The organism is Sphingobium xenophagum, assembly GCF_002288285.1.
Taxonomy (GTDB): domain Bacteria; phylum Pseudomonadota; class Alphaproteobacteria; order Sphingomonadales; family Sphingomonadaceae; genus Sphingobium; species Sphingobium xenophagum.
Window position 1 is genome coordinate 1,142,581 of the sequence record NZ_CP022745.1, and the last position, 12,240, is coordinate 1,154,820.

Annotated in this window: 8 protein-coding genes; 5 read left to right on the top strand and 3 right to left on the bottom strand. The window is 61.0% G+C overall.

Features of this window, described 5'->3' with window-relative positions:
• The first annotated feature begins 3 nt into the window (after window positions 1-3).
• From CJD35_RS05530 to CJD35_RS05540, 3 genes are read left to right on the top strand one after another with little or no spacing between them, the layout of a single operon-like run.
• Complete coding sequence (locus tag CJD35_RS05530) at window positions 4-4,473, top strand: Eco57I restriction-modification methylase domain-containing protein (RefSeq protein ID WP_095686902.1); 4,470 nt, start codon at window positions 4-6, stop codon at window positions 4,471-4,473.
• Window positions 4,466-6,436, top strand: a complete 1,971-nt coding sequence (locus CJD35_RS05535) for a DUF2326 domain-containing protein (RefSeq protein ID WP_157742286.1) — start codon at window positions 4,466-4,468, stop codon at window positions 6,434-6,436. The genes CJD35_RS05530 and CJD35_RS05535 overlap by 8 nt, the downstream gene beginning before the upstream one ends.
• Window positions 6,433-7,209, top strand: coding sequence for an HNH endonuclease (locus CJD35_RS05540; RefSeq protein WP_244917224.1), 777 nt, complete (start codon window positions 6,433-6,435; stop codon window positions 7,207-7,209). Before CJD35_RS05535 ends, CJD35_RS05540 begins: the two co-directional genes overlap by 4 nt.
• Before the next feature lie 462 nt (window positions 7,210-7,671).
• Here the strand turns inward: CJD35_RS05540 and CJD35_RS05545 are convergent, their stop codons facing one another.
• The 3 genes from CJD35_RS05545 to istA all read right to left on the bottom strand — a co-directional run bounded on the left by CJD35_RS05545 (window position 7,672) and on the right by istA (window position 10,327).
• Window positions 7,672-7,881 (bottom strand): helix-turn-helix domain-containing protein, encoded by a 210-nt coding sequence (locus CJD35_RS05545; RefSeq protein WP_338057762.1) that lies wholly within the window; start codon window positions 7,879-7,881, stop codon window positions 7,672-7,674.
• Between the two features lie 216 nt (window positions 7,882-8,097).
• Window positions 8,098-8,826, bottom strand: a complete 729-nt coding sequence (istB, locus tag CJD35_RS05550) for an IS21-like element helper ATPase IstB (protein WP_031304487.1) — start codon at window positions 8,824-8,826, stop codon at window positions 8,098-8,100.
• Entirely contained in the window at window positions 8,813-10,327 is a 1,515-nt protein-coding gene (gene istA / locus CJD35_RS05555) for an IS21 family transposase (protein ID WP_021238707.1), read from the bottom strand. Before istA ends, istB begins: the two co-directional genes overlap by 14 nt.
• Window positions 10,328-10,425: 98 nt before the next feature.
• Between istA and CJD35_RS05560 the strand changes: the two genes are divergently transcribed.
• Window positions 10,426-11,082, top strand: coding sequence for a DUF6805 domain-containing protein (locus tag CJD35_RS05560; RefSeq protein ID WP_174703639.1), 657 nt, complete (start codon window positions 10,426-10,428; stop codon window positions 11,080-11,082).
• A 133-nt stretch (window positions 11,083-11,215) separates the two neighbouring features.
• Window positions 11,216-12,226: a glycoside hydrolase family 62 protein gene (locus CJD35_RS05565; protein ID WP_086485795.1), complete on the top strand. Its 1,011-nt coding sequence runs from the start codon at window positions 11,216-11,218 to the stop codon at window positions 12,224-12,226.
• The last annotated feature ends 14 nt before the right edge of the window (window positions 12,227-12,240 follow it).

Genomic DNA, 12,240 nt, shown 5'->3' on the forward strand with positions numbered 1-12,240 from the left:
GCCATGGCGCGTAAACCCGTCACCGATATGTCGGCATGGCCTTCCCTCACGCTGGAAGGCAACCTCATTGCCCCGGCCATGGTTGCCAGCATCGACCGCCGGCAGGCCTCCGAGCAGGCGGAAGAGGATTATCGCATCCGCAAGGGACTGACGATCCGCGAGGAGATTTCAACTTCCTTCCGCGTTGGCCAGTCCCATTTCGATGCCTTCGCGAATCTCCAAAATCCCTCGGTTGAGGCGACCCGTCGCTTTGTCCGTGCCTTTCTCGCGGAGACCTTCGGCTTCGACGATCTCGTCCCGGCCGATGGCACGCTCTCTTTCTTCGCCGGCAGCCGTGTGCCGATTGTCGTCGTGCCGCCATCCGAGGAAAAGCTCGATCGTCGCAGCCCAACACTTTCGACCGACCGTTCGCGCTCTCCGGCCTTCGCGCTTCAGGACTATCTCAACGACCATGACGACGCACTTTGGGGACTGGTCACGAACGGGACCGTCCTGCGTCTCATGCGCGACAATGCCTCGCTGACGCGGCCAGCCTATGTGGAAGCCGATCTCGCCCAGATATTCACCAACGAGGACGCTGCCTCCTTCGCGGTCCTCTGGTCCCTGATCCACCGCACACGGTTCGGTACTGCTAGCGCCCCGGCCACGGATTGCGCGCTGGAGCGCTGGCGTGAGGCCGGCTCCCGAGAAGGCGAAGCCGCACGTGACCGGCTGGCCGCGCAGGTGGAGATCGCGCTCCAGATGCTCGGCTCGGGTTTCCTCGAAGCCAATCCCGATCTCGCGACGCGCCTGAAATCGGGCGAGATTGATCTCACCGAGTGGTTCAACGAGCTTTTGCGCCTCGTCTATCGCCTGATCTTTCTGATGGTGGCCGAGGACCGGAACCTGCTCCATCCCGAAACGGCGACACAGGATGCGCGCAAGCTCTACCGCGAAGGCTACAGCCTCGCGGCACTGCGCGCCTCATGCGTCCGCGCGGCCACATGGGACAAGCATCACGACCGCTATGAAGGCGTGAAAATCGTCTTCCGCGCGCTGGCTCATGGCCAGAGCGCACTCGGCCTTCCGGCGCTCGGCGGCCTTTTCACCGACGACAAGCTGCCGCATCTCGAAACGGCGCGCCTGCGCAATCGCGCCTTCATGGAGGCGCTCTATCGCCTCTCCTGGCTCTCCGACAAAGCCGGCATGACGCCGGTGAACTGGCGCGCGATGGAGACCGAGGAGCTTGGCTCGGTCTATGAATCCCTGCTCGAACTCCAGCCGCAGCTTGGCGAGGACGGCAAGACCCTGCACTTCGCCTCGGAGGCGGCAGAGCAGAAGGGCAACCAGCGTAAGACAACCGGCTCCTATTACACGCCGGACAGCCTCGTTCAGGCGCTGCTCGACACGGCACTCGACCCCGTGCTGGACATGACCGAGGCCGAGGCGGACGACCCCGCCGCAGCGCTCCTGAAACTCTCTGTCATCGACCCCGCCTGCGGCTCGGGCCACTTCTTGCTGGCTGCTGCCCGCCGCATTGCCACGCGGGTGGCCCGCATTCGAGCTGATGGCACGCCGTCGCTTTCCGATTTCCGTCATGCCCTGCGCGATGTCGCGCGGTCCTGCCTGCACGGCGTGGACCGCAATCCGATGGCGGTGGAGCTGACCAAGGTCGCGCTCTGGATCGAAACTGTGGATCCCGGCCTTCCCCTCGGCTTTTTCGACGCACAGATCCGTTGTGGTGATGCGCTGCTGGGGGTTTTTGATCTTAAGGTACTGGAGCATGGCATCCCCGATGCTGCCTACAAACCGCTGACAGGCGACGATAAGGCCACCACGAAATTTTATACCCGCGCCAACCGGGACGAGAAAGCTGGTCAGGGAAGCCTGGATTTCACAGGTGGTCGATCCCGTTTGCCGGCCATCCGACCGATTGCCACGGAATACACCGGCTTTCGGGCGCTGGGCGAAGACACGCTCGACGATATTATCAACAAGGATCGTCGCTTCCGGTCGATCCGTGAAAGCGAGGCCTTCCACAAGGCGCAAATGGCTTGCGACCTCTATATCGCAGCCTTCCTTTTGCCGAAGACCGGTGGCGCCCCAACTTCGCGGGGCACGCGATTGGTTCCAACCACCTCGGACGTCTGGCAAGCGCTGGATGACGGGCAGGTCTGGGGGCCGATCATTGGGCAGGCGACTGTTGCAGGCCGAGCTCGCGCCTTTCATTGGCCGCTGGAATTCCCGGACGTAATGCAGCGCGGCGGGTTCGATGTGGTCCTTGGCAACCCGCCATGGGAACGAGTGAAGCTGCAGGAAGAAGAGTTCTTCGCCCTCAAGGATGCTGAAATCGCGACTGCGAAAAATGCAGCAGCACGCAAGAGGTTGATCGAAAAGCTGCACGAAACCAACCCGCGCCTCGCCAAAGAATGGCGGGACGCATTGAGATCGGCCGCCAACGAAAGCCACTTCATGCGAGAGTCCGGCCGCTTCCCGCTCGGAGGCGTGGGCGACGTAAACACCTATGCCGTGTTCACTGATCTCGCATGGGCCGCGCTTCACCCCAACGGACGAGCCGGTCTGATCATCCCCAATGGCCTGGTGGTCGGCTTCACCTACAGAGAATTCCTGCGCCGCCTATTGTCTGAGAAGTCTTTGATCTCATTCTACGGCTTCGAGAACGAAGACAAGATATTCAAGGACGTTCATAATGAAACGAAGTTCGGCCTCCTCACGATCGGTGGGACGCGAGTCAATATTGATCAGCCATGGTTCACGGCGCACATCCGGCAGCCGTCCGAGATTGCCGATCCTGAGAGGCGATATGCCCTGACCATTGATGAGATCAAGGCCATCAATCCGAACACCTTAAATCTCCCGGCCTTCCGTTGGTCTAAAGACGCTAAGGTTACGGCGTCGATACATATGGCAGCACCGATCTTGATCGAGAAAGATGGAAACACCGTCACGGCGAACCCATGGAAAGCTTCCATGGCAACGCTATTCCACATGTCTGGTGCGTCAGAGCACTTCCTCGATCACACAGACATCGAAAGCCAAATCCTAAAACGCGATGGCGCGCTTGCCATTCTCAGCGACGATCGTCGCGTATACCCTCTCTACGAGGGTAAAATGTACTGGCATTTCGATCATCGTTATGGAACCTACGAGGCGCAAACCGAAAAGCAAGCAAATAAAGGTGTTCTTCCAAGAGTAACAAATGATCAGCATAGCAACCCTGAATACAGGGTAGAGCCGAGATATTGGGTCGATGCGGAATTGACGGACAGGGTCCTAGGCGATCAGGCAGACCGAACCTGGTTCTTCTCTTGGAGAGACGTCGGGATATCAGAACGAACCTTGATTGGAACCGTAATTCCTAAGACCGCAACCGGCGATAAAGCTCCAATCCTTTTCGTAGACCAGCCACCAAATCTGTTTGCGGCACTGTCGGCAGTGCTGGGTTCTCTTGTCGTCGATTATGCTGTTCGCCAACGCGCGATGAATATCAAGTTTTTTGTATTGGAGCAGGCCCCGGTTTTGACTCCTGACCATCTTGATCATGAATTATTATGGCTTGGTGCCACACCGGCTTCTTGGTTGTTACCGCGCGTTCTTGAACTCTGCTATACGAACATTGAGCTAGAGGCATTTGCATGCGACCTAGGGTTTGAGGGCGCTCCATTCATTTGGAACGAGGGTCGCCGTCAGGCCATCCATGCTGAGATCAACGCAGCCATGCTGCACCTTTACGGCCTAACCAAAGAACAGTCGGAATGGGTTCTCAACTCCTTCACGGTGCTTAGAAAGTATGAAGAACGCGACCATGACGAATTCCGCACCAAACGGCTCGTCTTAGCCGCTTACGACGCCATGACCGAAGCAAAGGCTGCGCGAACCGCATACATTTCCCCGCTTTCTCCGCCACCAGCGGACCTGAGTCTTTGTCACCCCTCCAGTGTCGAAGATACTCCGCTTATCGGACTGCCGGTACTCGACAGCCTCCCCAACAGCGCATGGAATTGGCCGGCCACCGTTCAACCCCGCGACCGGCTCCGCTACGCGGCACAATATGCGCTTTGGCAGATGGACCCGGCGACCGATGGCACGCACATCCGCTTCGCCATCGCTAGCCTCGCGGAACCCGCGTTGCTCACACCCTTGCTCACCGCAAGCGACCGAGATCAATGGGTCAGGCTCGTCGGTTCCGAGGCGCAGCCGCCTCAGGGCGCCGTTCGGCTGCGCCCTGATCTTAATGCGGCATGGCGGTCCATGTTCGAGACGCTGATTACATCAGGCCAGTTGGCAGAAAGCGCCGATGGGACTTGGACGCGAGGACAGCATTTCAGCTCGGCAGGATTGGAAGCTAATTCTATCCATGCCCAGCGAGTCCTCTTCGCAATGCGTGCGGTGCGGGGCATGGAAATCGGCAAGCTCACCGCCGCCGTCGCGCAGGAAGACAATGTGATCTGGGCGAGGTTCGACCATGGCTAGTCAGGCCGACCTGTTCGCCCCTGTTATGACACCGCCGAAGGCGCCAGAAGGCCGGGCCGGCCCTCGCCTTTGGATTCGCCGCCTAGCGATTTTCGAAAACTGCCAGACCCTCATACGCGATGTGCCGCTGAAACCCGGCCTCAACATCGTCTGGACGCCGGACATGACGAGCAGCGGTCGCCGAGCCCTGGCGCATGGCAGCGGCAAGACCACCTTCTGTCGCCTGGTGCGGGCCTGTCTCGGAGAACCAAGCTATGCAACCGACGCCCATCGGTTGCGCCTCATGACGCGACTTCCCGATGGTCTGTTCGCGGCCGAGATTCTGATCGACGGTGTATGCTGGGTCGCCATCCGCCCGCTGGGGCTGCCGGGCGGAGAATTTGTCGTTCAGGCTGACACCATCGAAGACGCGATAGCGCGGGGACGTAGCGATGGCGACCAAGGAGCTATCGATCCTGTCATCATCGGCACGTTCTTCCCGACGTTGACGGGAGCGACGCCGCCGGAGATCGGCCGCGAACAGGTCTGGGATGTGCTTCGGGCCTGGCTGACGCGCGATCAGGAATGCCGTCTCGCCGACATCCTTGCCTGGCGTTCGTCTCAGACCCAGACCCGTTCCCGCGCACAGGTTCTGGGCGAAACCGCAAAGTTGACCATGGTTCGCCTTGCCTTGCGCGCCCTCGATGCGGAAGAGCGTGCGGCCGCCGCCCGTGAGCGGAAGCTGGTGGCCACGGTCGAGGACGAGCGCCGCCGCCATGCCTATCAGCAACAACGATATGCTGACGGCTTAAAGGCGGTAAGGCTGGCATTGGGGTCCAGCGATGAGGTCGGGTTCGAAGACACGATAGACCAGAAGGGGTTGGTTTCGTTGGCAGAGGCCGCGCTGGCCGAAGCCATGCGGACAGCCGTCCCAAAGTCTCCCGATGTTGGAGCCATCTTTACTCGCCAAAAGGCCCTCAATGCCGAGCGGGAAACGCTGACGATGAAACAGCAGCAGTTGGACAACGACGCGCGTTTCAAGCGAGGCGAGGCCGAACGCTACCGCTCCGAAGCCAACCTGGGTGAGATCGACATCACGCAAGGCCGGATCAGGGTGTGCCCCGTGTGCCGAGTCAGCATCGACGAGATCAAGGCGAACGGATGCGGCATTTCGCTCGAACCATGTGATATGGCCGCACTGAAGTCAGCCATAGCAGACAAGCAAAAGAAGGCCGCCGATCTGGATGCTGAAGCCGGCGGTGCGGAGCAGGAGAGTAAGCTCGTTGGGGCACAGATTCAGCAGTTGGAACCGAAGCGGCTCGCGCTGGAGGCTGAGGTCAAAACCGCAGATGACGCCACCCGCGCCGCGCACGCCGTGACGAAGGAGATTCAGGACAGAATATATCGTGCGAGACGCATGCTCGACGATGTGCGATCGCTCCGCGAGAGCGCGAAGAATGAAAGACCTGCTCCTTCCGGAACTGCGGCTTTGGATGCCGTTCGCGCGCAGTTGGATGCCGGGCGTACGCGGGCGCGTGTCGCCATCAGGACGCTGGAGGAGCGCTATCAAGGCGTCATGGCTGCCTGGCTACCCGAGGGAATTACCAGCGCAATTAAGTTAGATGGCCACGGCCTGAAAGTCGATGCTGAGTTCGCAGGACGAGGCGAGGTATCCACCGCGGCTCTGGACTCGCTCAAGATCGTCGCCTTCGACCTCGCGGCACTGCATATGGCCATTGAGGAACAGGCCGATCTGCCGGCCTTCCTTATCCACGACAGCCCGCGCGAAGCCGACCTGGATGGGCAGCTCTATGCCGGCCTGTTCAACCTCGTACATCAGTGGGAGGAAACAGGAACTCCGTGTTTTCAATACATCGTAACGACGACCACCGCCCCGCCGCCTGAATTGCAGGACGAACGCTACGTCCGGCTTCAGATGAGTTCGACACCGGCAGAAATGCGGTTGTTTGCGATGGATATTTGAGTTTCGACATGGCTCTTGAGGCTCCCCAATCCTTCATCGTCCGGGAAGAATGCGAGAAAGCAGCCTCGCAAAACGGCTTCCGCCGCGTTTTGGGCGAAGAGGCAGGGTGGCGATCTTTCGCGTCCACGACCGCCCACGGCGCTATCTATTTGGCCGCCGAAGGCAGCCACGGGCCATGGTTTCTCGCCACCGACCATGCCGGCGTTGTTGCTGAATTGGGTTGGCCTACCAGCACCACGCCCGGTCCCGGCACAAGCCGCTACGCTTTCGCCACGCTGAGCGAACTCTATGCGGCGCTGAATCGTGTTTACTCCTTGGCGATCAGTCTCCCAGATGCGCCCTTGCGGGACTTCGAGCAGCGTGCGGGGAATCTACCGACGACCACTGAGGTCGAGCGCCTGGTCGTGCAGCGGATCGGCCAGGATATCTTCCGAAGCCGACTATTGGATTACTGGCAAGGCCGCTGCCCCCTGACAGGCATCTCCGACCCTCCCTTGCTGCGCGCGTCGCACATCATTCCTTGGGCGGAATGCGAAAGCGACGCGGAGCGGCTCGATGTGCATAACGGCCTACTGCTTTCCGCGTTGTGGGACGCCGCGTTCGACAGGGCACTCATCACCTTCAACGATGTTGGAGAACCGGAGTTCTCGCCGGCGCTTAGCGATCAAGCGCGTGCTGAACTGCACTGGCATTCTCCCATCAAATTGACCGACAGCCATCGCCACCGACTAGCACGTCACCGCGAGCGGCTATCACGCCCAATCGTGAGCTGAGGCGGCGGCATTCGAGGGCTCTCAATGGTCCAGTGTGCGAACGTCGGCTATTGTCAGCAACCGCCGTTTAGCGAGTCGATTCGGAATGACGGCTTCGTACCAGGTGTCGCCTACGGCCATCGACCCTATCCGTTCATTCAGCCGTAGATCCGCATGCCCCACAAGCGGACGATATCTTCCGCGACTTATAACCTTCGAGCAAGCTCGGAGCGGTTCAGATGACTGGATTATGGCAAATGTGTCGCGCCGGATCGTGCCGTTATCGAAGGGACGGTGATAGCGCGACCAGTCGTACCTATCTCTTCAGAGCAGACACAACGCGATCAGATGGATCGAAAAGAATGAAGGCCACACAAACCCGGCGAAGCTCGCGCTGGGTGACTTCAAGGCAGAGGTGCTGGTCAGGCGTGGCCGGTTGCCCTAACGTCGGCCACATTCGACGGAGCAAGGTAGAAGCTTTGGTCAGAATTGAACTCTGCTTTTAAGCTGGTCTTGCCTGATCCCCTCGATCAGCGTCGTGAGGCTCTCGACCACAACCAGCGTGCTGGTGCCCAGCTTCACGGTCTCGATCCGCCCCTCCTGGATCAGTTCATACATCTTGGATCGACCGATCCCGATCATCCGGCAGGCATCGGGAATGCGTACCGTGATCGGCGCAATCGGGGGAGCCATCCGCCGCATCTTCTGCTCTGCTGCTTCGCTGGCATTTTTGTCAAACGGCGTTCAAAAGGGACCCCCGATCGGCGTCGAAGAGGGACCCCCTTTTCAGATAATATGATGCTGGTTTGTTGAAGATGGCCTTGCGCTGCGTGCGGCGGAGGGCGGGCGTAGCCCGACCGGAGGCGCGCGCAGCGCAAGATAGATTTTTGAAGGCGCCGAAGGTGGCTGTCAGCTGCGGTTTTTGAAGCGCCAGCTGTCGTTGCCCGTCTCGACGATATCGCAGTGGTGGGTGACGCGGTCGAGCAGCGCCGTGGTCATCTTGGGATCGCCGAACACGGTCGGCCATTCGCCGAAGGCGAGGTTCGTGGTGATGATGACGCTGGTCCGCTCATAAAGCTTGCTGATGAGGTGGAACAGCAACTGCCCTCCCGAGCGGGCGAACGGCAGATAACCGAGCTCGTCGAGAACGATCAGGTCGAGCCGCGACAGCTGCGCCGCCAGGGTCCCGCCTTTGCCGATCCGGGTCTCCTCTTCGAGGCGTGTCACCAGATCGACGGTGTTGAAGTAGCGGGCGCGAGCGCCCCTTCGCACGACATTGGCGGTGATCGCGATGGCGAGGTGGGTCTTGCCTGTCCCCGTGCCGCCGACCAGCACGATATTGCGGCGAGGCGGGAGGAAGGAGCCATCGTGAAGGGAGCGGATCATCTCCTCATTGATCGGTGTGCCCTCGAAGCTGAACCGCTCCAGGTCCTTCACCACGGGCAGCCTCGCAGCCGTCATCCGATAGCGGATGGAGGCTGCATCCCGGTGGGTCGCCTCAGCACGGAGCAGGTCGGTCAGTATCTCCATGGTGGTGCGCTTGCGCTGGAGGCCGGTGGTGACCGCCTCGTCGAACGCCGCCGCCATGCCCTTGAGTCCGAGGCCGCGCATCGTGTCGATCATATCATGCCGCTGCATCATAGCCTCGCAGCAGATCATAGCGGGCACAGTCGGCGAGCGGAGGATGCTGCAGCATCCGGTCTTCCGAAGTGACGATGCTGTGGGGTGTCGCCGGCTCGCGGCGCCGGGAGAGGATGTTGAGGATCAGCTCGTCGCTGGCCGTTCCGTTCGCCAACGCTTCGCGCACGGCAGCCTCTACCGGCTCCAGGCCATCGGTGAGCACCGCCGAGAGGACCCGCACGAACCTGCGATCGGCCTCGTCCCCGGTGCCGAGCCTTCGCCGTAATCGGTGCAGGGCGGGCGGCAGATCCCAGTCCTGGAACGGTGCGCCGTTACGCAGCGCGCCGGGCTTGTGCGCGAGGACCGGCAGATAATGCCAGGGATCGTATATCGTGCGGTTCCGACCGAAGTGGCGCTCATGCTCCCCGACGATCGCATCGCCGCAGCGTATGACGATGCGATCGGCATAGGAGCGCACCTGAACGGTCCGGCGTGCGGCCGTCGACATGACCGAGTAGCGGTTGCGATCGAAGCTGATGAGGCAGGTGCCGGTGACGGCATGCTCGCTCTCATGGAAGCCGTCGAACGGTGCCAGGATCGGCTGCAGGGCCGGTCGCTCCATATCCAGCGCCTCGGCGACGGTAATATCCCCGCGTTCGGGATGGGCATGATGCTCGGCCCAGCGCCGGCACTCGGCCTCCAGCCACCCGTTGAGCTCGGCCAGGCTGGCGAACCGGAGCCGCGGCTGGAAGAAGCGGCCTCGGATTGTCTGGACCTGCTGCTCGACCTGGCCCTTCTCCCATCCCGCCGCCGGCGAGCAGGCGGTCGGCTCGACCATGTAATGATCGGTCATGATCAGGAAGCGGCGGTTGAACACACGCTCCTTGCCGGTGAACACGGCCGTCACCGCCGTCTTCATATTATCGTAGATACCGCGTCGCGGCACACCGCCGAAGAACGCGAACGCCCGGGCATGGGCATCGAACAGCATCTCCTGGCCCTCGCGCGGATAGGCCCGGACATAGGGTGCGCGCGAGTCGCAGAGACGCATATGCGCCACCTTCACCCGCATCGGCTTGCCGGCGATCTCCACATCCTCGTGGCTCCAGTCGAACTGGTAGGCCTCACCCGGCTGGAAGGTCATCGGGATGAACGCCGGTGCGCCTTCGCCAGCATCCTTCCGCCGCGCAGCACGCCAGCGCGCCGCATAGCGGCGCACCGCATCATAGGATCCATCGAACCCCTCGCGCACCAGCAGGTCATGGATACGCGTCATCCGTAGCCGATCGCGGCGGCCGCGACCTTCGTTCTCCTCAAGCAGCGCATCGAGACGATCCTGATAAGGACCGATCCGCGGCAGCGGCTGGACTTTGCGCTGATAGTTGAACGCCGCCTCCGGCGACCGGATCGCTTTGCGGACGACCTTCCGCGACAAACGAAGGTCACGAGCGATCGCCTTGATCGCCTTACCCGCTGCATGCTCACGCCGAATCCGAACCACTGTCTCCACGATCAACATCCCGTTCTCGCCAACTGATCAAAACCAGTCGGCCGACTAAATCCCCGGGATGAAGGGGTCCTTTTTGCACGCCGATCACCCCACGAAGGGGGTGCCTATTGCACGCTGATCCTCATCCCGTGGTCGTTTCCGGTAGCGCCAAAGACGGTGTGCGCCAGGTCGGCGGGGAGCCCGTATTTGCGCTTGGCGGCCAGAGCAGGCCGGAACAGCTGATGCTCAAGCCCTTTTTCAATCAGCACGACAACCGCACTGCCGTCTATTTCCGCCACTTCACCCCGACGCAATGGACGACGGCGGAGGTCGGCTATCTGGCGAACGCGCGAGAGCAGGCCGAAGCGCTGGCGCGAACCATCGACACGATCCGCTTAGGGGAAATGCAGCCCGAGCGCGACCACGCCTTTTCCGGCACGGCCAACACAGGGACGGTCGAGCATCTCGCCGAGCGCGGCCGCGTCGTCATGAAAGGCTTTTTCCAGTTCAAGCTGGCGATCCGGCCTGGGCCGGTCGAACTGCGCGTCGTCTATGCCGGGCCGGATCGCCACAGAGACTTCGCCATCCTCGTCAACGGCGAGCCGCTCGTCAGGGAGAGGCTGGCCGGGGAGCCGACCGTTCAGCGAAACATCGTGAGCTATCCCCTGCCCGATCATCTGCTGAGCGGCCGCGACATCACCGTCCGTTTCGAGGCGAACAGCGACCAGTGGGTGACCGTCTATGAATGCAGGACCGTTGCCGGCGGGAAAGCGCCATCAACCTGACATGCCACGGCCGTCTGAAGCGATTGCCAAGCCATCGGCCGCAAAGCCGGAAACCATCATGAGAGGATTTAGGACATTGAGAAACAGGCGTTATTCCGGATCGATACTGACAGCCATTGCCGCACTGGGCGTAATGGCATCGGCAAGCGCATGGGCCGGTTCGTCGCAACCGGCCGGGTTTCGCTGGGAATCCTCTCTTCCGCTGATTACGCCCCCGGCGGACGGCGCGCCGGGCTTTCACGGCGTGAAAGACCCGTCGATCGTCTATCATGACGGCAAATATCATGTCTTTCTGACGACAGCGACAAGCAACGGCTGGGGCGTCGCCTATACCTCGTTCGCAGACTGGAAAGACGCACCGAAAGCGCCGATCGTCGGGCTGGAAAAGGCACCGATGGGGCCGGGCTATCGCGCCGCGCCGCAGGTCTTCTACTTCGCGCCGCAAAAGCTATGGTATCTGGGCTATCAGGGTGGGGATCCGCTCTATTCGACCAGCAGCGACATCAGCGACCCCACTTCGTGGAGCGCGCCCAAGCCCTTTTACGATACGGTACCCGAAATCGTGAAGCAGCCGAACGGCAAGCCGGGATGGCTTGATTTCTGGACGATCTGCGACGACCAGAACTGCTATCTCTTCTTCACGAACGACAATGGCAGCTTCTACCGCGCCGAAACATCGCTGGCGGAATTTCCCAAGGGATTCCACAACACCACCCGCGTCATGGAAGGCCGGAAGGAAGATATATTCGAAGCCAGCAATACCTATAAGATCGCCGGCACGAACAACTATCTGACGCTGATCGAAGCAATTGGTCCCAAGGGCCGCTATTTCCGCGCGTGGACCAGCGACAGTCTGGCCGGCGAATGGAAGCCGCTAACCCCGGACCCGATGAATATATTCGCCAGTGCCGACAATGTGCGCTTCAAGGGCCGGGTCTGGTCAGAAGGCGTTTCCCACGGTGAAATGATCCGCTCGACGAGCGATCAGACCATGGCGATCGATCCCTGCAAGCCTCTTCAGTTTCTCTACCAGGGGCTCGATATGGAGAAGGGCAAGACATATGAATATATCCAGTTGCCCTACAGGCTCGGCGTGATCACTGCCAAGGGCCCCAATCCGATAAGCAAAATGTGCCCCAAATAACCTGCAGCTCATCG